This window comes from Streptomyces sp. Pv4-95 (assembly GCF_045782725.1).
Classification (GTDB): Bacteria; Actinomycetota; Actinomycetes; order Streptomycetales; family Streptomycetaceae; genus Streptomyces.
On record NZ_CP127172.1, the window covers coordinates 4,479,102 to 4,506,091 of the forward strand.

Sequence of the window (26,990 nt, forward strand, 5' to 3'; positions counted from 1 at the left end):
ACAACAGGCAAAATAACAAACATGAGCGATTAATTCGGAACCGCCGTGCCCGGCATGCCCTCTTCCCCGATGTCCGTTTATATGGATATTGAGTTCGGCGAGCACGGATGGGGACGACGGTATGCACGCGATCAGTCGACGGGGCCTGCTGGGCACGATGGTCGGGGCGGCTGCGGCGATGGGGGTCGGCGGCTGTTCCCTGGGCTCGGACGACGCCGCGGACAAACAGCGGGTGAAGAATTCGGTACAGGCCAGGTCGAGGCCCATCGGTGACGGCTCGACCGCCAATTCCGGACCGCAGCCCCATCAGCCGGAGAAGCCCGTACGGCTGGAACCGGGGCAGACCCCGCCGCAGTTCGTCGTCTTCTCGTGGGACGGCGCGGGAGAGGTCGGCAACGGCCTCTTCCCGCGCTTTCTCCGGCTCGCCAAGGACCATGGCGCGGCCATGACCTTCTTCCTGTCCGGGCTGTATCTCCTGCCGGAGTCGAAGAAGCACCTCTACCGCCCGCCGAACAACCGCACCGGCGCCTCCGACATCGGCTACCTCACCGATGGGCACATCAAGGAGACGCTGAAGAACGTACGCGCGGCATGGCTGGACGGCCACGAGATCGGCACCCACTTCAACGGCCACTTCTGCTCGGGCTCCGGGACGGTCGCGCAGTGGACGCCCGAGCAGTGGCGCTCCGAGATCGACCAGGCGATGGACTTCGTCACCAAGTGGCGTACGAACACCGGCTTCAGCGACATCGAGCCGCTGCCGTTCGACTACCGCAAGGAATTGGTGGGCGGCCGCACGCCCTGTCTGCTCGGCCAGGAAAATCTGCTGCCGACGGCCAAGGATCTGGGCTGGCGCTATGACGCGAGTTCACCCGGCGGACTCCAGATGTGGCCCAAGAAGAAGCAGGGAATCTGGGACTACCCGCTCCAGCAGATTCCCTTTCCGGGTCACTCTTTCGAGGTCCTCTCGATGGACTACAACATCCTCGCCAACCAGTCGAAGAACTCGACAAAGGCCCCCTCGTCCAACTACCCGGGGTGGCGGCAGCAGGCCACCGACGCCTATATCTCGGGATTCCAGCGGGCGTACCAGACCAATCGCGCGCCGTTTTTCATCGGCAACCACTTCGAGCAGTGGAACGGCGGCATCTATATGGATGCCGTCGAGGAAGCCCTCAAGCACATCGCGAACGAGCAGAACAAGGATGTGCGGCTGGTGTCCTTCCGGCAGTTCACCGACTGGCTCGACGCACAGGACCCGCAGGTCCTGAGCAAGCTCCAGGGGATGGGCGTCGGGGAGCGGCCGGCCGGCGGCTGGCGCACGTTCCTGTCCGCGGCCTGAAGCCCGGCCGGCCGGGGCGCCCACCGGCTCCCGGGGGCCCGTGACATGCCGATTCGCGTGGCGTGCGACGGTGTGAGGGGGGCGCGGAAGATCCGGAAATGGCCCATGCGAAACTTTTCACATGAGTGCTTGCCGCGCCCCACGCCGCCTCACGAGCCGACGCCGCATCACCCTGCTCGCCGCAGGGGCCGCGGCTGCTTCGCTGACGCTGAGTGCCTGCGGCGACGGCGCCTCCGGCGGCTCGGCGCAGACCCGCTTCGTCCAGGGCAAGAACGGCGTCGACACCGTCCCGAAGAACGAGCGGCAGCCCGCCCCGGCCCTCTCCGGTGAGACCACCACCGGAAAGCAGCTCGACGTCGCGGACTACAAGGGCAAGGTCGTCATCCTCAACGTGTGGGGATCGTGGTGCGGGCCGTGCATCGCCGAGGCGCCGAACTTCACCAAGGTCGCCAAGGACACCGCGGACAAGGGCGTGCAGTTCATCGGGATCAACACCCGTGACTCGGAGAAGTCGCAGGCGACGAGCTTCGAGGAACAGCACGACGTGCCCTACCCGAGCCTGTTCGACCCGACGGGCAAGCTGATGCTGCGCTTCCCCAAGGGCAGCCTCAACCCGCAGTCCATCCCCTCCACGATCGCCGTCGACCGCCACGGCAAGGTGGCCGCGCGCTCGATCGGCCCGCTCGCGGAGGACGATCTGCGCAAGATGATCGAACCGCTGATCGCCGAGAAGTGATCGCGTGATCGAGCTCGCCGCCGAGGCCGCGCAGAACCAGACCGTCCTGACCGGCGCCCTGCTGGCCGCCGTCCCCGTCGCACTGCTCGGCGGGCTGGTCTCCTTCTTCTCCCCCTGCGTCCTGCCGCTGGTCCCCGGCTACATGTCGTACGTCACGGGCGTCACCGGTACGGACCTCGCCGAGGCCCGACGCGGCCGGATGCTGGCCGGTGCCTCGCTCTTCGTCCTCGGCTTCACCGCCGTCTTCGTCTCCGGCGGCGCCCTCTTCGGCTTCTTCGGCCAGACCCTGCAGGAGTACAAGGACGTCATCTCGCGGGTCCTTGGCGCGCTGATGATCCTGCTCGGCCTGGCCTTCGCGGGCATCCTCAAGCGTTTCGGGCAGCGGGAACTGCGGTTCCACAAGAAGCCCGCCATGGGGCTGCTGGGCGCGCCGGTGCTCGGGGTGCTGTTCGGCGTCGGCTGGACGCCGTGCCTGGGCCCCACCCTCACCGCCGTCAACACCCTCTCGATCTACCAGGCGAGCGCGGCCCGCGGCGCCCTGCTGACCGTGGTGTACTGCCTGGGCCTCGGCCTGCCGTTCATCTTCGTGGCGCTGGCCTTCCGCCGGGCGCTCGGCGCGTTCGGCTGGGTCAAGCGCCACTACCTGTGGGTCATGCGGGCCGGCGGCGGCATGATGGTCGCGCTCGGCATCCTCCTCGTCACCGGCGTCTGGGACAGCCTGATGTCCGAGCTCCAGGGCTGGACGCAAAGCTTCACCGTTGGGATCTGATTGATGTCCACCAAGACCGACACGCCCCGCGACCCGGGCGGCGGCCCGGACCCCGGCGCGCAGGCCGCCGCGGACGCGGGCACGGATCTCGGCGCGGCCGGATCCCAGCTCTCCACCGCCCCCACGGAGGACGTCAGCTTTCCCTCGCTAGGCCCGGTCGGCTGGGCGCGGTGGTTCTGGCGGCAGCTCACCTCGATGCGGGTGGCGCTGCTGCTGCTGTTCCTGCTGTCGATCGGCGCGATCCCCGGTTCGCTGATTCCGCAGACCGGCATCGACCCGGTGAAGGTCGACCAGTTCAAGGCCGAGCACGACACCCTGGGCGCGCTCTACGACAAGCTGGGGATGTTCCACGTCTACAGCTCGGTGTGGTTCTCGGCGATCTACCTGCTGCTGTTCATCTCCCTCATCGGCTGCATCGTGCCGCGCAGCTGGCAGTTCGTCGGGCAGCTGCGCAGCCGTCCGCCGGCCGCCCCGCGCCGGCTCACCCGGCTGCCCGCGTACACCACGTGGCGTACGGACGCCGACCCCGAAGAGGTGCTCGGCGCGGCGCAGCGGCTGATGCGCAAGCGGCGGTTCCGGGCGCACCGGGCGGGCACGGCGGTGGCCGCGGAGAAGGGCTATCTGCGCGAGACCGGCAATCTGCTCTTCCACCTCGCGCTGATCGTGATGCTGGTCGCGTTCGCCGTCGGCAGCCTCTGGAAGTCCGAGGGCGGCAAGCTGATCACCGAGGGGGACGGCTTCTCCAACAGCCTCACCCAGTACGACGACTTCAAGTCCGGCGCGTTCTTCGACACCGACACCATGGAGCCGTTCGGCTTCTCGCTCGACAAGTTCGAGGCGACCTACGAGCGCTCCGGCCCGCAGAAGGGCACCCCGCGCGTCTTCCGCGCCCATGTGCGGTACTTCTCCGGCGCCGACGGCAAGGAGCACAAGACCGCGATCGAGGTGAACACCCCCCTCGACATCGCGGGCTCGAAGGTCTACCTGCTCTCGCACGGCTACTCGCCGGCGGTCACCGTCAAGGACGGCCGCGGCAAGGTCGTCTACAAGGGCGCGGTGCCCTTCCTCCCGCAGGACCCCAAGAACTTCACCTCCACCGGTGTGGTGAAGGTGCCGGGCGCGCGGACCGAGGACGGCAAGCGCAACCAGCTCGGCTTCCAGGGCTTCTTCGTGCCGACGTTCGGCGGCAAGGGCTCCGGCTCGATGTTCTCCCAGTTCCCGGCGCTGGACTATCCGGTGCTGACGCTGACCGCCTACCACGGTGACCTGGGCGTCGACTCCGGACTGCCGCAGAACGTCTACCAGCTGCAGAAGAAGAACCTGAAGCAGTACAAGGTCAACGGCGCCCCGTTCGCCAAGATGATGCTGCCCGGCGAGACCATGAAGCTGCCGGGCGGTGACGGCAGTATCAAGTTCACCGGCATCAAGAGCTGGGCCAGCTTCAAGATCACTCACCAGCCGGGCAACGGCCTCGCGCTGGGCGGCGCGGTGGCGGCCCTGGTGGGCCTGGCCGGTTCGCTGTTCATCCAGCGGCGCCGGGTGTGGATCCGGGTCGAGCGGGTCGAGGAGAACGGCGTCGGCGTCACCGTCGTCGAGCTGGCCGGCCTCGGCCGCAGCGAGTCGCCCCGGCTCCCGGAAGAGCTGGGTGATCTCGCCGAGGCACTGGCGCCGCACGCCCCCGTCGTGCCGGACGGGCCCGACGCGTCCGGGACGGGTGCCGGATCCGGCACCGGCCCCGAGTCCGAAGACCCGGCGGAGCCCACCGACTCCACCGACCCTGCTGACCCCTCTGAAGGAGCGCGCGCGTGAACATCGCTGCCGCAGCCAACGAGACGCTGGCGCACAACAGCAATCTGCTGGTCTATTCGGCGATGGCGGTCTACACCCTCGCCTTCCTCGCGCACCTCGCCGAGTGGGTGTTCGGCAGCCGCAGCAAGGTCGGCCGCACCGCCGCGGCGCTGACCGCGACGGTCAGGGCCCCCGCCGCGGCGAGCACCACGGCGCAGAAGGGCGGCACGGCCGTACTGGAGCGCCCGAAGGTCATCACCAAGAGCGCCGCCGGCAGCCGCGACGTCCCCGACGGGCCGGGCGCCGCGGGCGGCACGGAGAAGGGCGACCTCTACGGCCGGATCGCCATCTCGCTGACCGTCCTGGCCTGGGCGATCCACGTCGCCGGCGTGGTCGCGCGCGCCCTGTCCGTGCAGCGTGCCCCGTGGGGCAACATGTACGAGTTCTCCACCACCTTCGCCGCGGTCGCGGTCGGCGCGTATCTGATCCTGCTCGCGCTGAAGAAGAACGTCCGGTGGATCGGGCTGCCGCTGATCACCACGGTCCTGCTGGACCTCGGCCTGGCCGTCTCGGTGCTCTACACCGCCAGCGACCAGCTGGTGCCCGCGCTGCACTCCTACTGGCTGTGGATCCACGTCAGCTGCGCGATCATCTCCGGCGCGGTGCTCTACCTCGGCGCGGTCGCCACCCTGCTGTTCCTCTTCCGCGACCGCTACGAGGCCAAGCTCGCCCACCCGGCGGGCCCGCAGCCCGGCGCCTTCGCCACGTCGGTGCTGGAGCGGCTGCCGTCGGCGGCCTCGCTGGACAAGTTCGCCTACCGGGTCAACGCCACCGTCTTCCCGCTGTGGACATTCACCATCATCGCGGGCGCCATCTGGGCCGAGGCCGCGTGGGGCCGCTACTGGGGCTGGGACCCCAAGGAGGTCTGGTCCTTCATCACCTGGGTCGCCTACGCCTGCTACCTGCACGCCCGGGCCACCGCGGGCTGGAAGGGCCGCAAGGCCGCCTGGCTCGGCCTGGTCGCCTTCCTCTGCTACCTCTTCAACTACTACGGCGTGAACATCTTCGTCACCGGCCTGCACTCCTACGCGGGAGTCTGAGGCCCGCCGCCCGGCGGGTTGCTCCGACCGGCGGCGCACGCCGCGCGCTGCTCTGCGCATCACGGTGCCGTACGCGATCGTGGGCTCATGGAGAGTCCGATCCCGTACGGCACCGTCGTTTCCGGCGGGGAGACGCAGACCATTTCCTTCGCGCTGCGTTTTCCCCAGCCTGTGGAGGAAGTCTGGGCGGCGGTCGCCACGCCCGGAGGGCTGGCCTGCTGGCTCGCCGCCGCCGCGCCCTTCGAGCAGCGCCAGGGCGGCGAGATCACCTTGCGCTGGCTGGACCCGGACGAGCACGGCGCCGCGACCGTCGCCCCGGGCCGGGTGACCGGCTGGGGCCCGAGCCGGCTCGCCGAGTACACCGTCGACGCGCACGGCCGGATCCGGTTCGAGCTGATCGCGGATCCCGGCCGGGCCGCGGACGACGCCTCCGGCACCCGGCTGCGCTTCACCAATGAACTGGCCGCGCCCTACAGCGCGGCCCTGCGCCATCTGGCCGGCTGGCACCAGCACTTCGAGTGCCTGGCCGAGGCGCTGTCCGGCCGGTCCGCGGACTGGCGGGCCTGGAACCTCGAACGCTGGCGCGCGCTGCACGGCGCGTACGAGCGCGCCCGCTGAGCACCTGCCCGGCAGTCCGTCAGCGGCGCTTGCGGTCGCCGTGCTCCTGGACCGGCGGCTGCTGGCCTCCCCCTGGCAGCGTCGGCTTGGGCAGCCGTGTCAGGTCCTGCTGTGCGGCGGCCAGCTGCTCCGCGGTGTCCCGTGGCAGCGGCGGGGGGAGGCGTGCCGGGCGGCGGAAGCCGAACGCCGACGTCAGGTCCCCGAAGGTCTCCCGCCGCCAGTCGCTGATGTTGGGCTCCTGCACGCCCGTCCAGCGCTCCAGGAACTGCAGTACGGAGGTGTGGTCGAAGGCGTCGCCGGCCGCCCAGCCGCCCACCGTCCACGGCGAGACGATCAGGCAGGGGACGCGGAACCCGCCGCCGATCGGCAGGCCCCGGACGAACTCGTCCGGTGTCCCCGGCGGGGGCACCGGCGGCGGAACATGGTCGAACAGGCCGTCGTTCTCGTCGTAATTGAGGATGAAGACAGTCTTGCGCCACACCTTCGGGTTGGCGGCGATGGCCTCGATCTTGCGCGCGACGTAGGCGGCGCCGGCGGCCGGCAGGTACTCCGGGTGCTCGGACTGCGGGCCGGTGGGGATCAGCCAGGAGACGGCCGGCAGCCGGTCGAGGCGGGCGTCGTCCTCGAAGGTGCCGGCCGGCTGCGCGCGCATCCCGCGCTCGTACAGCGGATCGCCCGGCCCGGCCTCCCGGAAGCGCTGGAACTGCTCCAGCAGATTGCAGCCGTAGTCGTCCTCCTCCTGGTAGACCCGCCAGCTCACACCGGCCTCCTGGAGCCGCTCGGCGTACGTCTTCCAGCGGTAGGGCTGGGGCGCGGTGTTGTTGAGGACCGGGCCGCCCAGGGTGCCGCCCGGGTCGAGGGTGCCGGTCATCCAGTAGAGCCGGTTGGGCCAGGTCGGGCCGAAGACCGAGCAGAAGTAGTTGTCGCAGAGGGTGAAGGTCTCGGCGAGGGCGAACTGGAAGGGGATGTCCTCGCGGGTGTGGTAGCCCATCACGTACGGACCGTTCAGCCCGTCGGCCTTGCGGTGCGCGGGCAGCCAGCGGTCCATCTTCCCGTCGTTCCACGCCTCGTGCTGCACAGACCAGGCGTGGCTGGTGGACGGGATGGCCTGGGCGCTGGAGGTGCGGGTGTTGAGGCGGAACGGCAGCAGAAAGCCGTCCGGGTGCTCCGCGTCCGGCTGGTGGAAGACCGATCGCCCGCTCGCCAGGGTGAGCGCGCCGGGATCGGCGAAGCCGCGGACCCCGCGCAGGGTGCCGAAGTAGTGGTCGAAGGAGCGGTTCTCCTGCATGAGCAGGACGACATGCTCGATGTCGTGCAGTGAGCCGTGCGGTGGGGGTCCGGCGGCGACGGCCTTTTGGACGCTGGGCGGCAGCAGTGACAGCGCGGCGGCGCTGCCGATCGCGCCGGCCGCGGAGCCGAGGAGTCTGCGTCGGGTCATAGCGGGCATATGGGTCACTCTCCCTGAGGGGCGTGAACCCTGGGCGCACCGTGTTGACGGCGACGGCGGCCGGGTTCCCCCGCGGCAGGGGGATAGCTGGATGGTGCATCAATGCGCCGCGCGAAGGCGCCAGTTGGCCGGGGGCGGGCGCCCGCGAAGGTGCGACACGCGGGCCCGCGGGGGCCCGTCAGCAGGGCGCGCACCGGCCTCCCGGCGCCGTGTCAGGACACGCGGTCGAGGCCCGGAGTTCCCTCGGGTGCAGGGTAGGGCTGCTCCACCGGAAGCAGCGCGGCCGCCCGCGCCGTCTCGCCGGAGCGGACCAGTGCGTGGATCTCGTGCGCCAGCGGCGTCACGTCGGTGATGCCGACCGTCCACTCGTCGGCGTAGCGGCGCGACGCCTCACCGGCGAGGCCCAGCTGCAGCGAGCGGTACGGCAACTGCTGGAGCCGCAGATCGCGCTCCGGATCCCACTGCACCCGCGCCGGCGACGCCTTCAACTGCTGCTGCCAGGCCGCGCGGTCGGGGTGCCGGGCGGCGTCGTGGTGCGACAGGCAGGCGTGGCGCAGCGCCCAGTCGAAGCCGGCCCGGTCGATCTCGACGGCGAGCACCGTCTCCTGGTCGGCCTTGGTGCCCCAGCCGCAGCGGTACATCATCCACAGGAACGACGGCTTGATCCATGTCATCCGCTCGCGCTTCCAGGCGGCCGGGAAGCGGCCCTCCCGTGCGGCGGGGAGGCCGAGCGCCGGAGCGTACGCCTGGTAGACGGTGACGGTCCGTGCGGTGTGCAGCGCCCGGATGCGGCGCCGCGGCTCGGCCGGGGCGGCGGGTGCGGAGTGCGGGGCCGGGGCGTGCGGAGTGGTGCTCATGGGGCGTCATCGTCGCGGACGCCGCGGTCGGGCTGCCAGCGAATTTCCGTGCGGGGCAGGCCGGTTGCCGTCCCCGCGGCGGCTCACTCGTCGCCGATGTCCTCGTTCCACAGCGCCGGGTGGGCGCCGATGAAGTCACGCATCATCGCCGCGCATCCGGGGTCGTCCAGCAGGACGATCCGTACGCCGTGCCGGGCCAGCCAGTCGTGCCCGCCGTGGAAGGTCCTGGCCTCGCCGATCACCACCCGGGAGATGCCGAACTGGCGCACCAGCCCGCTGCAGTACCAGCAGGGCGAGAGGGTGGTCACCATCGTCGTGCCGCGGTAGCTGCGCTGCCGGCCTGCCGCGCGGAAGGCGGCGGTCTCCGCGTGCATCGACGGGTCGTCGTCCTGGACGCGGCGGTTGCGGCCGCGGCCGAGCAGGGTGCCGTCCGGCCCGTAGAGCGCCGCGCCGATCGGGATGCCGCCCTCGTCCAGCCCGGCGCGCGCCTCGGCGACCGCGGTCTCCAGCATGGCGCGGGCATGTTCCTGCAGGTGGTCCGGGTGCCCGCACGGGTCGGAGTGGCCCGCGGTGCCGTGCAGCCGGAACTCGTCGCGGTCCTGTGCCCAGTCCTGATCCCGTGCCTGGTCCATGCCGGTCACTCTCCTCGCTCGGGGCCGACCCGGCAACGTGCGAACGGGCGAAGTACGGCGGTGACCGGCGGTGCGGCGGTTGCCGCGCCCGCTCCGGGCCCCCGATGCGGCGGGCTCCGGGAGCGTGTCAGCCCTTGCCGGGCGGCGGCGTGTCGTCGGGTCCCGGCGTGCCGTCTCGGGGGCCGTCCTCCTTGCGGCGCAGCTCCTCCTCGCGGCGGCGCAGGTCGGCCTCCCAGTCCTTGAACAGCGCCTCGTCCTTGGTGGCGCCGTCCTTGGAGTGCTCGTCCCCGAGCGACTTGAGGAACTCCGGGTTGTCGTCCGGCGCGACCCACCGGGCGCGGCGGCCGCGGAGCCGGTCGGAGGGCGTGTCACCGTCCGCCGGCGCATGCCTGACCTTGCCGGCGAACAGCCAGGCGACCGGCCCGATGAGCACCTCGCCGAACAGCAGGATGATGATCACCCAGATCACCTTGGGCAGCCCGCGCACCTGTGATTCCGGCGTGTTGAGGCAGTCGATGAACGCGTAGATCCACAGTGCCAGCACCAGAAGGAACGGCAGATACCTGAGCATTGCGGAACGGGCCCCCTGCGAGCGGCGGCGGGCCCGCGGCGGGGCCCGGTGACCCGTACAGGGTAGTGCGTACCGGATACTGGGACGCATGGCTTATGACGATCTTCGCTCGTTCCTGCGCGCGCTCGACAGGGAAGGCGACCTCAAGCGCATCAAGGCCGAGGTCGACCCGTATCTCGAAGTCGGCGAGATCGTGGACCGGGTGCAGAAGGCCGGCGGCCCCGCGCTGCTCTTCGAGAACGTCAAGGGTTCGGCGATGCCGCTGGCCATGAACGTCTACGGCACCGACCGCCGGCTGCTGAAGGCCCTGGACCTCAAGGCGTACAGCGACATCAGCGACAAGATCGGCGGGCTGCTCAAGCCGGAGCTGCCGCAGGGCTTCGTCGGGGTGCGGGAGGCGTTCGGCAAGCTCGCCGGGATGACGCACGTGCCGCCCAAGAAGGTGAAGAGCGAGAGTGCCCCCGCCCAGGAGGTCGTGCTCACCGGCGACGATGTCGACCTCGACGCGCTGCCCGCGCTTTTCACCTGGCCGGAGGACGGCGGCTCGTTCTTCAACCTGGGGCTGACGCACACCAAGCACCCGGAGACGGGCGTGCGCAACCTCGGCCTCTACCGCCTCCAGCGCCACGACAAGCGCACCATCGGCATGCACTGGCAGATCCACAAGGACAGCCGCAACCACTACCAGGTCGCCGCCAAGCGCGGTGAGCGGCTGCCGGTCGCCATCGCCTTCGGCTGCCCGCCGTCGGTGACCTACGCCTCGACCGCCCCGCTGCCCGGAGACATCGACGAGTACCTCTTCGCGGGCTTCGTCCAGGGCAAGCGGATCGAGATGGTCGACTGCAAGACCGTGCCGCTGCAGGTCCCGGCGAACGCCGAGGTGGTGCTGGAGGGCTGGCTGGAGCCGGGCGAGATGCTGCCCGAGGGGCCGTTCGGCGACCACACCGGCTTCTACACGCCGCAGGAGCCGTTCCCGGCGCTGACCATCGACTGCGTCACGATGCGCAAGCGGCCGCTGCTGCAGTCGATCGTGGTGGGCCGGCCGCCGACGGAGGACGGGCCGCTGGGGCGGGCCACCGAGCGGTTCTTCCTCCCGCTCCTCAAGATCATCGTGCCGGACATCGTGGACTACCACCTGCCGGAGTCCGGCGGCTTCCACAACTGCGCCATCGTCTCGATCGACAAGAAGTACCCCAAGCACGCCCAGAAGGTGATGCACGCCATCTGGGGCGCCCACATGATGTCGCTCACCAAGCTGATCGTCGTGGTCGACGCCGACTGCGATGTGCACAACCTCCACGAGGTCTCCTGGCGGGCGCTGGGCAACACCGACTACGCCCGCGACCTGACCGTCGTCGAGGGCCCCGTCGACCACCTCGACCACGCCTCGTACCAGCAGTTCTGGGGTGGCAAGGCGGGCATCGACGCGACGAGGAAGTTGCCCGAGGAGGGGTACACGCGGGACGGGGGCTGGCCGGAGATGGTCGAGTCCGACCCGCGCACGGCGGCGAAGGTCGACCGCCGGTGGAAGGAGTACGGCCTGTGACCAGCGCCGCCGCCGCAGTCCCGCAGCCGGGCAGGACCAGGTCCTTCCTCCGGCTGGTGATGATCGAGCACTCGGTCTTCGCGCTGCCGTTCGCCTATATCGCCGCGCTCACCGCGATGTTCCAGTGGGACCGGAACATCCACTGGGGCCGGCTGCTGCTCGTCACCGTCGCGATGGTCGGGCTGCGGACGTTCGCGATGGCCGCCAACCGCATCATCGACCGCGAGATCGATGCACGGAACCCGCGCACCGCCGGCCGTGAGCTGGTCACCGGCGCGGTGACGGTGCGGTCGGCGTGGACCGGTGCGCTGATCGCCGTCGTCGTCTTCCTCGGCGCGGCCGCGCTGCTCAACCCGCTGTGTCTGGCGCTGGCGCCGGTCGCGGTGATCCCGATGGTGGTCTATCCGTACGGCAAGCGGTTCACGCACTTCCCGCACGCGATCCTGGGGCTGGCCCAGGCGATGGGCCCGGTCGGCGCGTGGATCGCGATCAGCGGCACCTGGTCGTGGGACGCGGTCATCCTCGGCCTCGCGGTCGGGGTCTGGATCGGCGGCTTCGACCTGATCTTCGGCTGCCAGGACGTGCAGGCCGACCGGGCGCACGGCGTGAAGTCGGTGCCGGCCCGCTTCGGCATCCCGGCGGCGCTCCACGGCGCCCGCGCCTGCCACGCCGTCACCACCGGCCTGCTGGTCTGGTACGCGCTCGCCACCGGCGCCGGGGTCTGCTTCTGGGTCGGTCTGGTGGTCGTGGCCGCGGCGTTCCTCTACGAGCACACGATCGTCCGCCCGCACGACCTGTCCCGGCTCAATCGGGCGTTCTTCACCGTCAACGGCTTCATCGGCATCGCGCTCTTCGCCTGCGCGCTGCTGGATCTGCTGGTGCGGGGCCTGTCGGTCTGACGGCCCGTGAGCGGCGGGAGCGGGGGTCGGGCCGTGGGCCCGGCCCCCGTTCGCCGTGCGGCCCGGGCCGTCAGCCCTTGCTGATCGGCCAGGCGATCAGCCGCGGGTACGTCCACAGCTCGCCTCGGGTCGCCTTCACGGTGGCGATGATGGCGCAGACGATGGCGGCGATGCCGTTGGCCGCCATGATCCCGATGACCGTCAGCAGCGGGACGGCGAGCCCGGCGCCGGCGCGCTGGGCCTCGTCCGCGGCGACCGAGAAGATGATGCCGCTCGCGACGTACAGCACCACGCCGATGACCGCCATGATGGCCTGGGTGATGCCGAGGTTCAGCGCCTGGGTGGCGTGGTGGCGGACGTAGGGGTCGTGCTGGTGGCGGTCGTTGCCCCGGATCGTCATGGGGGCGATCCAGCCGGTGACGGCGCCGATCCCGCAGCACATCGCCGAGCCCACGGTGATCGTCAGCAGCGCGCCCAGATGGGCCCACATCGCGGGGCTCGTCGACGGCGACGGCGGCTGGGGACCGTAGCCGGGGTTGGGGCCGTAGGCGGGCCCGGTGGGGTAGCCCGGCGCCGGCGGAGGCCCTGCCGCACCCGGGTAGCCGTAGCCACCGGGCGGTACGCCGGTGTCCCACCCCGGCTGCGCGCCGTACGGCTGCTGCGGTCCGCCCGCCTGGGGCCCGTAGCCGGACTGGTGGTAATCGGACATCTCTGCTCACCCCGTGATCGCTGCGTGCTGCCGCGTCGTGGCCGTGCATCGGCAGGCCCCGCGGCTCGTGCCCGCTGAGACTACGGGACCTGACGGACAGTGGCCCCTGCCGGGACGGGGCGGCTGCGCTCCTTGAAGGCGAAGGCCGCCAGCACTCCGCCGAGCAGGCCGAAGAGGTGCCCCTGCCAGCTGATGCCGCTGTCGGTGGGCAGCGCGCCCCAGACGATGGAGCCGTAGACGGCGGCGACGACCACGCCGATGCCGATGTCGAGGAGCTTGCGGTCGATGAAGCCGCGCACCACGAGGTAGCCGAAGAGGCCGAAGACCACGCCGGAGGCGCCGGCGGTGTTGCTCTGCGGCGGCGCGGTCAGCCATACGCCCAGGCCGGAGGCGAGGATGATCAGCAGGACCACCGCGAGGAAGCGGCGCACCCCGCTGCGCAGCGCGGCGACGAAGCCGAGCAGCAGCAGCGGGAGGGTGTTGGCGCCGAGGTGCCCGAAGCCGAAGTGCAGGAAGGCGGCCGGGACCACATCGACCAGTTCCGCGGGATCGCGCGGCTGGATCCCGAAGGAGTCCAGGGCGTTCCCGGTGGCGACGTCGAGGCCCTCCAGCAGCCACAGCAGCGCCACCCAGCCCAGCATCAGGCAGATGGCGGGCTTCGCACGTCGTGTCATCTCCCGGCCCTCTCTTCTCTCCCGGCGGGCCGCCCGGTGGCGGCTTCGCGGGGTGCATCGTTAAGAACGGCCGTGAAGGGGTCCGTGGTTCCGCCGGATAGGCTCGATGCGTGGAGCCGCCGCACAACAACACCAGTCAGCAGGCCCCCGGCCGACGCCGCCCGTGGGTCGTGGGGATCTCCGGCGCGTCCGGGACGCCGTACGCGGCGGCCGTGCTGCGCGGGCTGCTCGCCGCCGGGGAGGCGGTGGATCTGATCGTCAGCCGGGCGTCACGGCTGACGTTGCTGGACGAGACCACGATCGCGTTCCGGGACGCCCATTGGCGTACCGACCTGCGGCAGTGGCTGGCCCGGGGGGCCGACGGCAAGCCCGACACCTTCCCCGTGACCGAGGCGTCGCTGGCGGATGTCCGCCATTGGGCGGCCGGGGACCTGGCAGCCGGACCGTCGTCGGGTTCGTACCCGGTGAAGGGGATGCTGATCGTCCCGGCGAGCACGGCGTGTGTCGCCGGGGTGGCGCTGGGACTGTCGAAGGATCTGCTGCAGCGGGTGGCGAGCGTGACGCTCAAGGAGCGGCGCCGGCTGGTGGTCGCGGTGCGGGAGACCCCGCTGAACGGACCGACGCTGAAGCAGTTGGTGACGCTGGACGAGGCGGGCGCCGTGGTGCTGCCCGCCTCTCCGGCGTTCTACGCGGGGGCGACTCACATCCAGGATCTGGTGGACTTCGTCGCCGGCCGGGTGCTCGATGCGGCCGAGGTGCCGCACGGGCTGTACCGGCGTTGGGAGGGGGAGCTCGGGGGTGGCTCCAAGGAGGAGGCCCCGGACGCTTCCTAGCGCTTCTCGGCTGCGGCGGCGCGGCCGAAGCGGCGCCGGGCCCGCGGGGCCGCGGGCTGGTGGGCACGGGAACGATTGGCCTGGTCCTGCAGCTCGCGCATGCGGGCGTAGGCCATCTCGATCGAGTACACGGTGACAACTCCTGTGAGATCGTCTCTGATCTTTTGAAAGATTTACAGGGTCTGAGGCCCTGTATGCCTTAGATTCTACATGCAGAACTCGAAAATGCGTAAAGATTGGAAGGCTTGAGGGCATGGACGCGGTGGATAGGCAGCTCATCCAGGCACTTCGCGAGAACGGCAGGGCCTCCTATGCGGAGCTCGGCCGGCTCGTCGGCCTCTCCGGGCCCAGCGTCACGGACCGGATCAACCGCCTCGAGGCGGCCGGTGTGATCACCGGGTACCGCGCGACGGTCGACGCCGCGTCCCTGGGGCTCGGCGTCACCGCGCTGGTCGGCATCTCGCTGTCGGACGCCACCGACCACGAGGACGTCGCGCAGCGCCTGCGCGCCCTCGAAGAGATCGAGGACTGCTGGTTCATCGCCGGCGACGACTCCTACATGCTCAAGGTGCGGGTGGGCGACGTCGACGGCCTGGAGCGCACCATCCGAAGGCTGTCCGGCACCAAGGGCGTCTCCCGCACCCGCACCACGATCGTGCTCTCCACCAAATGGGAGAACCGCGTCGGCGAGCTGCCCGAAGAGGCCGAATAACTCCGGCGGCAGGGGCCGCACACCGGGCGGACGGAGCGCGGCCAGGGGGCTCCGTCCGCTCCGGCATGCAGGGAGTAGGCTCGGCGAAGCTCGTTTTGGCACAGAAATGCCAGAGATACGGCAGAGATACGGCAGATACGGCAGAGGTACGGCCGAGACACTGGGAGGCGACCGGATGGCTGCGTCGATGGATGTGGGCCTCAAGCGCGAGCTGGAGGCGAAGGTCCACGCCGGGGAGCGGCTGACCCGCGAGGACGGTATCGCCCTCTACGAGTCCGACGACCTGGCATGGCTGGGCGGTCTCGCCCACGAGGTGCGCACGCGTAAGAACGGCGACGTCGTGCACTTCAACGTCAACCGTCACCTCAACATGACGAACGTGTGCACCGCGTCCTGCGCCTACTGCTCCTTCCAGCGCAAGCCGGGCGAGAAGGACGCGTACACGATGCGCATCGAGGAGGCCGTCCGCCTCGCCAAGGCGATGGAGGGCGAGAACCTCACCGAGCTGCACATCGTCAACGGCCTGCACCCGACGCTGCCGTGGCGCTACTACCCCCGCTCGCTCAAGGCCCTCAAGGAAGCCCTCCCGCAGGTCTCCCTCAAGGCGTTCACCGCCACCGAGATCCACCACTTCGAGACCATCTCCGGACTCGACGCGAGCGACATCCTCGACGAGCTGATCGAGGCCGGCCTGGAATCGCTGACCGGCGGCGGCGCCGAGATCTTCGACTGGGAGGTGCGCCAGCACATCGTCGACCACGCCACCCACTGGGAGGACTGGTCGCGCATCCACCGCCTGGCACACCAGAAGGGGCTCAAGACCCCGAGCACGATGCTGTACGGCCACATCGAGGAGCCGCGCCACCGCGTGGACCACGTGCTGCGGCTGCGTGAGCTCCAGGACGAGACCGGCGGCTTCCAGGTCTTCATCCCGCTGCGCTACCAGCACGACTTCGTGGACATGCAGGACGGCAAGGTCCGCAACCGGCTGCAGGCCCGCACGACGATGGCGAGCGGCGCCGAGGCCCTGAAGACCTTCGCGGTCTCCCGGCTGCTCTTCGACAACGTCCCGCACGTCAAGGTCTTCTGGGTGATGCACGGTCTGCAGACCACCCAGCTCGCCCTCCAGCACGGCGCCGACGACATGGACGGCTCGGTCGTCGAGTACAAGATCACCCACGACGCGGACAACTTCGGTACGCCGAACAAGCTCACCCGCGACGACCTGCTCGACCTGATCCGCGACGCAGGCTTCCGCCCCGTCGAGCGCAACACCCGCTACGAGGCCATCCGGGAGTACCCGGGACCGGACCCCGAGCGCCGCGAATCACCGCAGCCGATGCGCCTGTGACCAGGCCGTTGTCCGCTCCGTGAACCCTTCGGAACACGGTCGGCGGGGAGAGTTAGGGTCCGGGTCATGGACGTGCGCTTCGACCTGGACCCTTCTGTCACCCCCGAACTGCGGGACGGGATCTGCGCGCTGTGGGCGGATGTCTCCAACGCCGGCGGCGCGGTGGGCTTCGTCCCGCCGGTCACCCGCGAGGACATACGCCCCGACCTTCTCAAGCACCTGACGGCGATGGCCGAGGGGCGCGAGCGGCTGGTGGTGGGCCGCGACGGGGACGGCCGGGTGCTGGCGACGGCGTTCCTCACGCTCAACTCCCACCGCCTGATGCGGCACTGGCTGTGGGTCTACACCGTGATGGTCCACCCCTCCCTCCAGGGGCAGGGCGCCGGCCGCGCGCTGATGACCGCGGTCGCGGACTCCGCCCGCGGCATCGACGGCGTCACCGCTCTCCGCCTCACCTGCCGCGGCGGCACGGGCGTCCGCCGCTTCTACGAAGCCTGCGGCTACAAGGAGGTCGGCCGCGTCCCCGGCGCCATCAAGGTCGCCGACGGCGACTTCCGGGACGACATCACCATGTGGCTCGAACTGGCCTGAGGGCTCCGGCCAGGGCTCTTGCGGGCCGGGCGGGGGCCGGGAAGATCGCTTCCGGGGCTGTGCTTGACTGGACGGAGACCCTTTCGGTTGCCGTTGAGAAGAAGGTCCCTTCCGTGAGTAGCTCCAAGTTCGCCACGCTCCGCTACACCGCCCTTCGCATCGGCCTGTTCGTCGCCTCGTTCGCCGTCGTCTGGGTGCTGGCCTACTTCCGGATCATTCCGCTCGGCATCGGCAGTGCCAACACCGTGTGGCTGCTGCTGCTCGCCATCGTGATCTCCGCGCCGCTCAGCTTCGTGCTGCTGCGCAAGCAGCGGGACGCGATGTCCGAGCAGATCGTGGCGAAGGTCGACCGCCAGCGCGACCGGCTCGCGGCCAACCGCAGCCAGGAGGACGGGCTGCTGTAGCCCGCCCCGGTCCCGACGGCACCGCCCCGACGGACGGGGCGGAAGCCGGGTAAGACACCTCACACACGACAGGCGCCCGGCCGTGGAGTCCCGCTCCACGGCCGGGCGCCTGCCCCGTTCTGCCCGAAATTCTCCGGCGGGGACCGTCGTGACCCAAAGATCTTCTTTGGGTTCCTCAAAGTTGAAGTGTTAACGTACGCGATGTGAAGACTGCAGCAGCGCCTCCGTTCCCCACGAGCATCCCGCTCGTGGCGCGCCTGCATGTCGATCTTTGCCGCTGTGTTTCCGCGGCCTGTTGTCGCCGTTGACCCGATCGCAGCGGCCGGAGATCCTACGGACCTCCTGGCGCCCATCGCCGAATCCCGACGTCTCGATTCGTACCCGGAGTGTGTCCGTTGTCCACGTCTGCCGAGACCTCTGCAGCGCCAGAGGCCCCCAAGACCCCGAAGTCCCGAATACCGAAGATCCCGTTCTGGGCGCAGATCCTGGCCGGTCTCGCCCTGGGTGTGCTGCTCGGCTGGATAGCCAAGAGCGGTGACGTCGGCTGGCTGACGTCCACGCTCCAGCACGTAGGCGACCTCTTCGTCCAGCTGCTCAAGCTGGCCGTCGCCCCCCTGGTCTTCTTCGCGATCCTGGTGTCCATCACCAACCTGCGGCAGGTCAACAACGCCGCCCGGCTCGCCACCCGCACCCTGCTGTGGTTCATGGCGACCTCGCTGATCGCCGTCGCGATCGGTCTGGCCATCGGCCTGCTGACCAACCCCGGCGCCGGCACCGGCCTGACTCCCAAGGACGGCAAGGCCCCCGAGGAGGCCGGGTCCTGGATCGACTTCCTGACCGGCATCGTCCCCACCGACATCATCACGCCGTTCACCGAGCTCAACGTCCTGCAGATCGTCTTCATGGCCGCCGTCGCCGGTATCGCGGCGCTCCAGCTCGGCGAGAAGGCGCAGCCGGTCCTCAACATCAGCCGTTCCGTCCTGGAACTGCTGCAGAAGGCCCTGTGGTGGGTCATCCGCCTCGCCCCGATCGGCACCGTCGGCCTCATCGGCCACGCCATCGCGACGTACGGCTGGAACCTCATCGGCAAGTACGCGACCTTCACCGTCGACATCTACGTCGGCTGCGCCCTGGTGCTGTTCGGCGTCTACCCGCTGCTGCTCGCGACGGTCGCCAAGGTCAACCCGGTGCAGTTCTTCAAGGGCGCCTGGCCCGCGATCCAGCTGGCCTTCGTCTCCCGCTCCTCGGTCGGCACCATGCCGGTCACCCAGAGGGTCACCGAGCGCCTCGGCGTGCCGAAGGAGTACGCCTCGTTCGCGGTGCCGTTCGGCTCGACGACGAAGATGGACGGCTGCGCCTCGATCTACCCGGCGATCGCCGCGATCTTCATCGCCCAGATCTTCGATGTGCAGCTGGGCGTCGGTGAGTACATCCTGATCGCCTTCGTGTCGGTCATCGGCTCCGCCGCCACCGCCGGTCTGACCGGCGCGACGGTCATGCTGACGCTGACCCTCTCCACGCTGGGCCTGCCCCTGGAGGGCGTCGGCCTGCTGATGGCGATCGACCCGATCCTGGACATGATGCGCACGGCCACCAACGTGGCCGGGCAGGCGGTCATCCCGATCCTGGTCTCCGCCAAGGAGAAGATCCTGGACCGCGACGCCTACGCCACCGCGGCCGGCACCGGTCTCGACGGCGACGCCGAGCCGGAGCAGGCGGCCACCGCCGTGCCGGCCACGGCCGGCGTGAGCTGACCCGCAAGGCACCTCACGGCGCCCCCGCAGCCCCTACGGCTGCGGGGGCGCCGTCGTGCTGCCGGGGAGTGCGGCCCGGTCCGCGGCCTCCGTGTGCGCCAGGATCGCTTCGGCCAGCGGGCCCTGGACGGCCGGCGGCAGCGCATGCCCCATGCCCGGGATCTCGACCAGGTGGGCGCCCCTGACGGACTGCGCGAGGTGCTGGGCGTGGGGCGGCGGGAAGACCGGTTCTGCGGGGGCGTGGACGACGAGGGCCGGTACCCGGTTCTCGGCGAGCCGGTCGGTGCGGAGCATGCCGCCGTCGTCCGCACGGCCGTGCGCGGTGTTGGTCCCGTGGTGCCCCGTGTGCGCGATGACCTGTTCCTCCAACGCGCGGAAGTGGTCGGCGTCGAAGGGGAGTTGATCGCCGGCGAGCACCCGCCAGTGCGCGATCCGCCGCTCGATCTCGGCCGCCGGGCCGTGGTCCTCGACCGGGCGGGCCCACATCTCCAGCACCTCGGGCGCGATACCGGGGAGTTCGCCGGCCGGGACCGTGCTGCCGTCGGGCCGGGTGTAGGGGGCGGTGCTGAGGGCGAGGGTGCCGATGAGGGTGGCGCTGAGCACCCGGTCGGGATGGTCGGTGAGCACCATCTGGGCCAGCATGCCGCCCAGGGACATGCCGACGATGTGTGCCCGTGCGATCCCCAGCCCGTCCAGGACCCGGATCGCGTCCTCGGCGAGGTCCGCGATCCGGTAGGGCCGTTCGTCGAATGCCCAGGTGGAGCGGCCGGTGTCGCGGTGGTCGTAGCGAATGACCCGGTGCCGCGCGGCCAGCGCGTCGACCAGCGGGTCCGGCCAGCCGAGCCCGCCGGCCTGGGCGCCCATGATCAGCAGGAGCGGGGGTGCGTCGGGGGCGCCGCGCTGCTCGGTCCACAGCCGGATGCCGGGGGCGGCATCGATGAACTGCTGCATGGTGTGTCCTCCGGAAGGTGCGAGCGGTCAACGCGACGATACGTATCGTCTCGCTCAGCTCCCGTCACGTCAAGACAGCGGGGTGCGGAGGCGGGAGATCGTAAACTTACTAGGCAGTAATGGGGCGGGACGGAAGGACATTCAGGGTGGGAGCTGTGAAGAGCAAACGGATGCCGCGGGCGGTCCGGGAGCGGCAGATGCTGGACGCCGCGGTGCTGACCTTCGCCCGGCGCGGCTATCGCGCGGCCTCCATGGACGAGATCGCCGAGGTCGCCGGGGTCTCCAAGCCGCTCGTCTACCTCTACCTGAACTCCAAGGAGGAGCTGTTCAGCGCCGTCATCAAGCGGGAGTCCGACGCGCTGGTGGACGCCGTCACCGCCGCCGTCGAGCCGGACGGGCCGGCCGACCGCCGGCTGTGGAGCGGGCTGCAGGGCTTCTTCGCCCACACCGCCGCGCATCCGGACGGCTGGGCGGTCCTGCATCAGCAGGCCCGCACCCACGGCGAGCCGTTCGCGCGCGAAGTGGCCACGATGCGCGCCCGGATCGTCGACCTGGTGACGGGCCTGATCGGTGCGACGGCGAAGGAGGCCGGCTGCGCGGGCGAGCCGGCCGACCGGGAGGCGGCCGCGCTCGCCCACGCGCTGATCGGCGCGGCCGAATCCCTCGCCGAATGGGCCAACGGCCCCACGGGCGAGGGGGCCAGGAGTGAGCTTGCCCGCCCTACCGCCAAGGAGACGGCGGCCACGCTCATGAACTTCGCCTGGGCGGGACTCGGCCGTCTGCGGGCCGGCGAACGCTGGAAGCCGGGGGACTGAGGGCGGCGGGCCCTCGGTCCACCCTGCCGCCCTGCCGCCCTACGGGATGTGGACCTCTCCACCGAGGTGGAGCCGAGGCCGGTCGGCCGGGCCGCCGTGCAGGCGGAACGCCGTGCCCTGGCCGTCCTCGCCCGGCCCTTGGGAGTACGAGACGGTCGCCGGCAGCAGTACCGGAGCGCGGAATTCGGCGCCGATGCGGAGCGTGGCGGCGCCGGGCGGGACGGCTTCCGCCGCGCAGCGGGCGAAGGTCCACATGCCGTGGGCGATGGCGCGGGGGAAGCCGAGCAGCCGGGCGGTGAGCGGGTGCAGATGGATCGGGTTGTAGTCGCCGGAGACGCCGGCGTGGCGGCGGCCGAGATCCGCGGCGAGCTGCCATTCGGCGCGTACGGGGAGGTCGGGGGAGTGGCCGGCGGGTGCGTCCGGGGCGTCGCCGGGCGTGGTGGCGGCCCGGTCCGCGGCTGCCCGATGGCGGGCCAGATAGGTGCTGCGGTCGGACCAGACCAGCCGGCCCTCGCGACGTGCCTCGGTGGTCATCACGACCTCCGTGCCACGTCGGTGGGCACGCAACTCCTCGGCGTATACGGAGAGTTCGAGCCGGTCGTCGAGATGCAGCGGGGCCCGCTGGTCGATCGTGATGCCGGTGTGCACCAGCCCGAGCAGCGGCAGCGGGAAGGCGCGGGCGCTCATCAGGCGGGCGGCGAGCGGGAAGCCGAGGATGTGCGGGTAGGTGACGGGCAGCGGCCCGGCCGCCGGGAAGCCGCAGAGCCGGGCGTACGCCGCGACGGCCGCCGGGTCGATCCGCGCGGCGGACAGCACCAGGCGGGTCGGTGGCAGCGCGGCGTCCGGATGCGGGCGTTTGCCGATGCCGGTCAGGACGCCCTTGCCGAGGGCGGGCATCAGGCGGGGCGCGTGGCGCAGCGGCACGGTGTCGGCCGTCGCGGCGGGGCGGGGCGCGTCGCTCATCAGGCCCCCAGCAGGCTCTGCCCGCACACGCGGACGATCTGGCCGTTGATGCCGGAGGAGGCCGGGCTCGCGAGCCAGCCGATGGTCTCGGCCACGTCGACCGGCCGGCCGCCCTGGCCGAGCGAGCTCATCCGGCGGCCCGCCTCGCGGATGAACAGCGGCACCGCGGCGGTCATTCCGGTCTCGATGAAGCCGGGCGCGACCGCGTTGACGGTGACGCCGTGCCGGTCGGCGGCCCGTGGCGCCAGCGAGCGGACCAGGCCGATGACACCGGCCTTGCTCGCCGCGTAGTTGGTCTGCCCGGTGTTGCCCGCGATGCCGGCGATGGAGGAGGTGCCGATGACGCGGCCGGTGTCCCGGCGCAGCGCATCCGCCGACAGCAGGTGGTCGGTGGTGCGCAGTACCGCGCCGAGGTTGACGTCGAGGACCGAACTCCAGCGCTCGCCGGGCATGTTGGCGAGCCGCCGGTCCCGGGTGATGCCGGCGTTGTGGACGAGGATGTCCAGGCCGTCGGCGGGGAGCGCGGCGGCGATCCGTTCGCCCGCGTCGGGTGCGGTGATGTCGAGGGGCAGGGCGCTGCCGCCGAGTCGGCCGGCCACCTCCGCCAGATCCGCCTCGGCCTGCGGGACGTCGAGGCAGATGACCTGGGCGCCGTCGCGGGCCAGCGTCCCGGCGACGGCGGCGCCGATGCCGCGGGCGGCGCCGGTGACCAGCGCGGTGCGGCCGGCGAGCGGGCGCGCCCAGTCGTCCGGCGCGGTGTGCCGGGCCGCGCCGATCTCGATGACCTGGCCGCTGACGAACGCTGACCGCGGGGAGAGCAGGAAGCGCAGGGTGGATTCGGCGGGGTCCGCCGAACCCGGTGCCAGCCGCAGGAGTTGAGCGGTTCTCCCCTTGCCGAGTTCCTTGCCCAGGGAGCGGACGAAGCCCTCCAGCGCCTGCTGGGCGGCGGCCTGGTGGTGGTCCAGCGGGTCGGGGGCGGCACCCAGGACGATGACGCGTGCATGGTCGTCGAGCTCCCGTATGACGGGGTGCAGAGCCGCGTGCACCTCGCCGAGGCCGCCCACGTCTCCGACCCCGGTCGCGTCCAGGACGATGCCGGAGTGGCGGGTGCCCGGGGCACGGTCGGTGTGCACCGTCAGGCCCGTACGGGCGAGGACGGCGGCCGGGTCGGTGGCGGACCTGCCCGCGGTCAGATGGAGCACCGGCCCGGCCGGGCCGGGGTGTTCGGCGCTCCAGCGGCGCAGTGGGGTGGGCTGCGGCAGGCCGAGCCGGCGGGCGAGGAATCGGCCGGGGCGGGAATTGGTGAGACGAAGGTAGTGATCGGGCATTGGCCAACTCCTGGTCCTCGCGTAAATTTACTTCGAAGTAAGGTTACTGTCGGGTCAGGAGTTGGTCGAGGATGCTCAACCGGGATCGGTCAACCGGCGGCACCATCCGGCGGGTTGCCGTCATCGGGGGCAGCCGGATCCCGTTCGCACGGGCGGACGGCCCCTACGCCGCCGCGTCGAACCAGGGCATGCTCACCGCCGCGCTCAACGGCTTGGTCGAGCGGTACGGCCTGGCCGGCGAGCAGGTCGGCGAGTTCGTCGCGGGCGCCGTGCTCAAGCACAGTCGCGACTTCAACCTCGCCCGCGAGACGCTCCTCGGCTCCCGGCTGGACGCCCGCACGCCCGCCTACGACATCCAACAGGCGTGCGGCACGGGCCTCCAGGCCGTCATCGCGGTCGCCAACAAGATCGCGCTGAGCCAACTGGAATGCGGCATCGCCGGAGGCACGGACACCGCGAGCGACGCCCCGCTGGGCGTCAACGACGCGCTGCGCAAGATCCTGCTGGCCGCCCGACGCGCGACATCGACGGGCGACCGGCTCCGCCAGATCGCCCGTATCCGGCTGCGGCACCTGCTGCCCGAGATCCCGCGCAACGCCGAGCCGCGCACCGGCCTCTCGATGGGCGAGCACGCCGCCCGTACCGCGAAGGAGTGGGGCATCGAGCGCGCCCCGCAGGACGAACTGGCCGCCATCAGCCACCAGCGGCTCGCCGCCGCGTACGACCGCGGCTTCCTCGACGATCTCGTGGTGCCCTTCCAGGGGCTGGTGCGCGACCACCAGCTGCGCCCGGACTCGACGGCGGAGAAACTCGCCACGCTCAAGCCGGTGTTCGGCACCGGGACGGCCGGCGCCACCATGACGGCGGGCAACTCGACGCCGCTCACCGACGGCGCGGCGACCGTCCTGCTGGCGAGCGAGGAGTGGGCCCGCGAGCGCGGCCTGCGGCCCCTGGCCTACCTGACCGAGTACGAGACCGGCGCGGTGGACTTCGTCGACGGCGACGAGGGGCTGCTGATGGCTCCCGCGTACGCGGTGCCGCGGATGCTGGAGCGGGCCGGCCTGGGCATCGAGGACTTCGACCTGATCGAGATCCACGAGGCGTTCGCCTCCCAGGTCCTTGCCACCCTCGCCGCCTGGGAGAAGCGGGGTCTCGCGCCGGTCGACCGGGCCCGCCTCAACGTCGCCGGCTCCTCGCTCGCCACCGGCCACCCCTTCGCGGCCACCGGCCCCCGCATCGTCGCCACCCTCGCCAAGCTGCTCGACGAACACGGCCCGGCACGGGACGGCGGTCCCGTCCGCGGGCTGGTGTCGATCTGCGCGGCCGGCGGACTGGGGGTGACGGCGATCCTGGAGCGGGCCGAGGGAGAGTGACGACGACGCCGCCCTTCGGCGGCACCTGTCGGACGACACCCGCAGAGCCCGCTCCGCCCGAACCGACCCGTAGGCCGGGAGAGCGCCCCCACCGCGCCCGCCTCGCGACGAACGCACCGTGCCCCGCAAGAACAGCCGTGCCGTGCCGCCGTCCGCTCCGTCAGTGCGGGAGCCCCCGGTGGCCGGCTCCACTTCGTCCGAGAGATGAGGAGCCGCTCGTGTTCAGCCAGGACAGCCAGGACAGCACAGCCCCCCGATCAGCTACCGGCCCGGCCGCCGGTGGCGGCCCCGCCGAGCCGGAGCAGACCGTCGTCGACGGCATCGTGCGCGAGGTGTCGGTGCCCGCGCTGGTGCCACCGGTGCCCACCGGTTCGCTCGGCGACCTCCCCTTCATCAACGCCGCCGAGGCGCCCGGCGACATCGTGCTGGCCCGCAAGCAACCCAGCGGCGCCTGGCGGGACATCAGCGCCGCGCAGTTCGCCGCCGAGGTCCGCGCGGTCGCCAAGGGCCTGATAGCCCACGGCCTGCGGCCCGGCGACCGGCTCGCGATCATGGCCCGCACGACCTACGAGTGGACCCTCGTCGACTTCGCCGCCTGGGCCGCCGGCCTGGTCACCGTCCCCCTCTACCCCACCTCCTCCGCCCACCAGGCGCAGTGGATCCTGTACGACTCGGGCGCCACGGCCTGCGTCGTGGAAAGCGTCGAGGAGGCCCGGCTGATCAGCGGGATCCGCGGTGAGCTGCCCGGACTCGCGCACCTGTGGCAGTGCGACGCGGGCGCCGTCGCCCAACTGGTCTCGGCGGGGCGCGACCTGCCGGACGCGGCGGTCGAGCAGCGGCTCGCCGCGGTCGGCCCGGACGTCATCGCCACCCTCATCTACACCTCGGGCACCACCGGCCGCCCCAAGGGCTGTGTGCTCACCCACGCCAACTTCTTCGCCGAGGTCGACAACGCCGTCGCGCTGCTGCACCCGGTGTTCACCTCGGTCAGCGAGGAGCCCGCCTCGACACTGCTGTTCCTGCCGCTGTCGCACGTCTTCGGCCGCATGGTCGCCATCGGCTGTCTGCGCGCCCGGGTCCGCCTGGGCCACGCGCCCAGCATCCAGACCGACGAGCTGCTCGGCGACCTGGCCACCTTCCGCCCCACGTTCCTGCTGGCCATCCCCTACGTCCTGGAGAAGGTCTACAACACCGGGCGGGCCACCGCGGAGAAGATGGGCCGGGCCGCCTCCTTCGACCGGGCCGCGCGGATCGCCCGCTCCTACGGCGAGGCGGTCGAGGCCCGCGAGCACGGCACCGGCCCCGGCCCGGGACTCGGCCTCAAGGCGGCCCGAAAGCTCTACGACCCCCTGGTCTACCGCCGCATCCGGGACGCCCTCGGAGGCAAGGTCCGCTACGCCATCTGCGGCGGATCCCCCCTCGGACACCGGCTCGCCGCCTTCTACTCCGGCGCCGGCATCGAGATCTTCGAGGGCTACGGGCTGACCGAGACCACCGCCGCGGCGACCGTCACCCCACCGCTGCGCCCCCGGATCGGGACGGTCGGCCGGCCGCTGCCGGGCACCGCGGTACGGATCGCCGAGGACGGTGAGGTGCTGCTGCGCGGCGGCCAGGTCTTCGCCGGCTACTGGGACGCGGAACAGCTGGGCACGGCCCGCCCGGCGACCGACCGGGGCTGGTTCGCGACCGGCGACCTCGGCGCGCTCGACGCGGACGGCTACCTCACCATCACCGGCCGCAAGAAGGAGGTCCTCGTGACGACGGGCGGCAAGAACGTCGCCCCCGCGCCACTGGAGGACCGGCTGCGCGCGCATCCGCTGGTCGGCCAGTGCATGGTGGTCGGCGACAACCGCTCCTACATCGCGGCGCTGCTCACCCTGGAGCCGGACGGGCTCGTCCACTGGCAGCAGATGCACAAGAAGCGGGACGTACCGCTCGCGGAGCTGGTGCGCGACGAGCGGCTGCTCGCCGACCTCCAGCACGCCGTGGACGACGCCAACAAGCTCGTCTCGCGCGCGGAGTCGATCCGCCGGTTCGCCGTGCTGCCGGTGGACTTCACCGAGCAAACCGGGCATCTGACCCCCTCCCTGAAGCTCCGGCGGGCCGCCGTCGCCCGCGACTTCGCCAAAGAGATCGAGGGGTTGTACCAAAGGACCTGACCCCGCTCTGGAGTCCACGCCCCGAGCGCGTCAGACTGGAACCCCGTGTCACCTCTGTGGGGGAGGTG

At 71.3% G+C, this 26,990-nt stretch carries 27 protein-coding genes; 17 read left to right on the plus strand and 10 right to left on the minus strand.

The window, feature by feature from the left end:
* Nucleotides 1-121: 121 nt before the first annotated feature.
* From QOM21_RS19615 to QOM21_RS19640, 6 genes are all read left to right on the plus strand, one after another.
* Entirely contained in the window at nucleotides 122-1,342 is a 1,221-nt protein-coding gene (locus QOM21_RS19615) for a hypothetical protein (protein ID WP_407551828.1), read from the plus strand.
* Between the two features lie 121 nt (nucleotides 1,343-1,463).
* Nucleotides 1,464-2,078 (plus strand): TlpA family protein disulfide reductase, encoded by a 615-nt coding sequence (locus QOM21_RS19620; protein ID WP_407551830.1) that lies wholly within the window; start codon nucleotides 1,464-1,466, stop codon nucleotides 2,076-2,078.
* A gap of 7 nt (nucleotides 2,079-2,085) precedes the next feature.
* A complete protein-coding gene (locus tag QOM21_RS19625) occupies nucleotides 2,086-2,847 on the plus strand; it encodes a cytochrome c biogenesis CcdA family protein (protein ID WP_393892855.1) in 762 nt (253 codons plus the stop codon).
* Nucleotides 2,848-2,850: 3 nt separating this feature from the next.
* Nucleotides 2,851-4,656 carry a cytochrome c biogenesis protein ResB gene (locus QOM21_RS19630; protein ID WP_407551832.1) on the plus strand — a complete coding sequence of 602 codons (1,806 nt, stop codon included), beginning with the start codon at nucleotides 2,851-2,853 and terminating at the stop codon, nucleotides 4,654-4,656.
* Nucleotides 4,653-5,735 carry a c-type cytochrome biogenesis protein CcsB gene (ccsB, locus tag QOM21_RS19635; RefSeq protein WP_407551834.1) on the plus strand — a complete coding sequence of 361 codons (1,083 nt, stop codon included), beginning with the start codon at nucleotides 4,653-4,655 and terminating at the stop codon, nucleotides 5,733-5,735. The genes QOM21_RS19630 and ccsB overlap by 4 nt, the downstream gene beginning before the upstream one ends.
* A gap of 87 nt (nucleotides 5,736-5,822) precedes the next feature.
* Entirely contained in the window at nucleotides 5,823-6,353 is a 531-nt protein-coding gene (locus QOM21_RS19640) for an SRPBCC domain-containing protein (protein ID WP_407551836.1), read from the plus strand.
* A 19-nt stretch (nucleotides 6,354-6,372) separates the two neighbouring features.
* Here QOM21_RS19640 and QOM21_RS19645 read toward each other — a convergent pair whose 3' ends face one another.
* The 4 genes from QOM21_RS19645 to QOM21_RS19660 form a co-directional block, all read right to left on the minus strand.
* Nucleotides 6,373-7,800: an alkaline phosphatase family protein gene (locus QOM21_RS19645; RefSeq protein WP_407551838.1), complete on the minus strand. Its 1,428-nt coding sequence runs from the start codon at nucleotides 7,798-7,800 to the stop codon at nucleotides 6,373-6,375.
* A gap of 212 nt (nucleotides 7,801-8,012) precedes the next feature.
* A complete protein-coding gene (locus tag QOM21_RS19650; protein ID WP_407551840.1) occupies nucleotides 8,013-8,657 on the minus strand; it encodes a DUF4291 domain-containing protein in 645 nt (214 codons plus the stop codon).
* Between the two features lie 83 nt (nucleotides 8,658-8,740).
* The gene (locus QOM21_RS19655) at nucleotides 8,741-9,169 is read right to left on the minus strand and encodes a nucleoside deaminase (protein ID WP_393892853.1); all 429 of its coding nucleotides are present in this window, start codon (nucleotides 9,167-9,169) and stop codon (nucleotides 8,741-8,743) included.
* A gap of 247 nt (nucleotides 9,170-9,416) precedes the next feature.
* Nucleotides 9,417-9,860, minus strand: a complete 444-nt coding sequence (locus QOM21_RS19660) for a PLD nuclease N-terminal domain-containing protein (protein ID WP_407551842.1) — start codon at nucleotides 9,858-9,860, stop codon at nucleotides 9,417-9,419.
* A gap of 88 nt (nucleotides 9,861-9,948) precedes the next feature.
* Here QOM21_RS19660 and QOM21_RS19665 point away from each other — a divergent pair, with 88 nt between their 5' ends.
* Nucleotides 9,949-11,406 (plus strand): menaquinone biosynthesis decarboxylase, encoded by a 1,458-nt coding sequence (locus QOM21_RS19665; RefSeq protein WP_393892790.1) that lies wholly within the window; start codon nucleotides 9,949-9,951, stop codon nucleotides 11,404-11,406.
* A complete protein-coding gene (gene mqnP / locus QOM21_RS19670; protein ID WP_407551845.1) occupies nucleotides 11,403-12,305 on the plus strand; it encodes a menaquinone biosynthesis prenyltransferase MqnP in 903 nt (300 codons plus the stop codon). The genes QOM21_RS19665 and mqnP overlap by 4 nt, the downstream gene beginning before the upstream one ends.
* A gap of 70 nt (nucleotides 12,306-12,375) precedes the next feature.
* Here mqnP and QOM21_RS19675 read toward each other — a convergent pair whose 3' ends face one another.
* Together QOM21_RS19675 and QOM21_RS19680 are read right to left on the minus strand one after the other, a co-directional pair.
* Nucleotides 12,376-13,014, minus strand: coding sequence for a DUF4870 domain-containing protein (locus QOM21_RS19675; RefSeq protein WP_407551846.1), 639 nt, complete (start codon nucleotides 13,012-13,014; stop codon nucleotides 12,376-12,378).
* A gap of 80 nt (nucleotides 13,015-13,094) precedes the next feature.
* Entirely contained in the window at nucleotides 13,095-13,688 is a 594-nt protein-coding gene (locus QOM21_RS19680; RefSeq protein WP_407551847.1) for a rhomboid family intramembrane serine protease, read from the minus strand.
* Nucleotides 13,689-13,798: 110 nt separating this feature from the next.
* Between QOM21_RS19680 and QOM21_RS19685 the strand changes: the two genes are divergently transcribed.
* On the plus strand, nucleotides 13,799-14,521 hold the full coding sequence (locus QOM21_RS19685) for a UbiX family flavin prenyltransferase (protein WP_393892786.1): 723 nt from the start codon (nucleotides 13,799-13,801) through the stop codon (nucleotides 14,519-14,521).
* Here the strand turns inward: QOM21_RS19685 and QOM21_RS19690 are convergent.
* Nucleotides 14,518-14,652, minus strand: coding sequence for a hypothetical protein (locus QOM21_RS19690; protein ID WP_407551849.1), 135 nt, complete (start codon nucleotides 14,650-14,652; stop codon nucleotides 14,518-14,520). The genes QOM21_RS19685 and QOM21_RS19690 overlap by 4 nt on opposite strands.
* Nucleotides 14,653-14,774: 122 nt before the next feature.
* Between QOM21_RS19690 and QOM21_RS19695 the strand changes: the two genes are divergently transcribed.
* The 5 genes from QOM21_RS19695 (at nucleotide 14,775) to QOM21_RS19715 (ending at nucleotide 19,333) form a co-directional block, all read left to right on the plus strand.
* The gene (locus QOM21_RS19695) at nucleotides 14,775-15,233 is read left to right on the plus strand and encodes an Lrp/AsnC family transcriptional regulator (protein WP_398553506.1); all 459 of its coding nucleotides are present in this window, start codon (nucleotides 14,775-14,777) and stop codon (nucleotides 15,231-15,233) included.
* 187 nt (nucleotides 15,234-15,420) lie between these two features.
* Nucleotides 15,421-16,584 (plus strand): aminofutalosine synthase MqnE, encoded by a 1,164-nt coding sequence (mqnE, locus tag QOM21_RS19700; protein WP_407555728.1) that lies wholly within the window; start codon nucleotides 15,421-15,423, stop codon nucleotides 16,582-16,584.
* A 66-nt stretch (nucleotides 16,585-16,650) separates the two neighbouring features.
* Nucleotides 16,651-17,175 carry a GNAT family N-acetyltransferase gene (locus tag QOM21_RS19705; RefSeq protein ID WP_407551851.1) on the plus strand — a complete coding sequence of 175 codons (525 nt, stop codon included), beginning with the start codon at nucleotides 16,651-16,653 and terminating at the stop codon, nucleotides 17,173-17,175.
* 113 nt (nucleotides 17,176-17,288) lie between these two features.
* Nucleotides 17,289-17,579 (plus strand): DUF4229 domain-containing protein, encoded by a 291-nt coding sequence (locus tag QOM21_RS19710; protein WP_407551853.1) that lies wholly within the window; start codon nucleotides 17,289-17,291, stop codon nucleotides 17,577-17,579.
* Nucleotides 17,580-17,974: 395 nt separating this feature from the next.
* Complete coding sequence (locus QOM21_RS19715; RefSeq protein ID WP_407551855.1) at nucleotides 17,975-19,333, plus strand: dicarboxylate/amino acid:cation symporter; 1,359 nt, start codon at nucleotides 17,975-17,977, stop codon at nucleotides 19,331-19,333.
* Between the two features lie 33 nt (nucleotides 19,334-19,366).
* Here QOM21_RS19715 and QOM21_RS19720 read toward each other — a convergent pair whose 3' ends face one another.
* The gene (locus QOM21_RS19720; RefSeq protein WP_407551857.1) at nucleotides 19,367-20,284 is read right to left on the minus strand and encodes an alpha/beta fold hydrolase; all 918 of its coding nucleotides are present in this window, start codon (nucleotides 20,282-20,284) and stop codon (nucleotides 19,367-19,369) included.
* Between the two features lie 146 nt (nucleotides 20,285-20,430).
* On the opposite strand from QOM21_RS19720, the gene QOM21_RS19725 reads away from it, so the two are divergent.
* Complete coding sequence (locus QOM21_RS19725) at nucleotides 20,431-21,099, plus strand: TetR/AcrR family transcriptional regulator (protein ID WP_407551859.1); 669 nt, start codon at nucleotides 20,431-20,433, stop codon at nucleotides 21,097-21,099.
* A gap of 39 nt (nucleotides 21,100-21,138) precedes the next feature.
* On the opposite strand, the gene QOM21_RS19730 is transcribed toward QOM21_RS19725, so the two are convergent.
* Together QOM21_RS19730 and QOM21_RS19735 are read right to left on the minus strand one after the other, a co-directional pair.
* Nucleotides 21,139-22,062, minus strand: a complete 924-nt coding sequence (locus tag QOM21_RS19730; RefSeq protein WP_407551861.1) for a MaoC family dehydratase — start codon at nucleotides 22,060-22,062, stop codon at nucleotides 21,139-21,141.
* Nucleotides 22,062-23,390: a 3-oxoacyl-ACP reductase gene (locus QOM21_RS19735; protein ID WP_407551863.1), complete on the minus strand. Its 1,329-nt coding sequence runs from the start codon at nucleotides 23,388-23,390 to the stop codon at nucleotides 22,062-22,064. The genes QOM21_RS19730 and QOM21_RS19735 overlap by 1 nt, the downstream gene beginning before the upstream one ends.
* A 71-nt stretch (nucleotides 23,391-23,461) precedes the next feature.
* On the opposite strand from QOM21_RS19735, the gene QOM21_RS19740 reads away from it, so the two are divergent.
* Nucleotides 23,462-24,763 (plus strand): acetyl-CoA C-acetyltransferase, encoded by a 1,302-nt coding sequence (locus QOM21_RS19740; RefSeq protein ID WP_407551865.1) that lies wholly within the window; start codon nucleotides 23,462-23,464, stop codon nucleotides 24,761-24,763.
* A 218-nt stretch (nucleotides 24,764-24,981) separates the two neighbouring features.
* Nucleotides 24,982-26,922, plus strand: coding sequence for an AMP-dependent synthetase/ligase (locus QOM21_RS19745; protein ID WP_407551866.1), 1,941 nt, complete (start codon nucleotides 24,982-24,984; stop codon nucleotides 26,920-26,922).
* Nucleotides 26,923-26,990 lie beyond the last annotated feature (68 nt).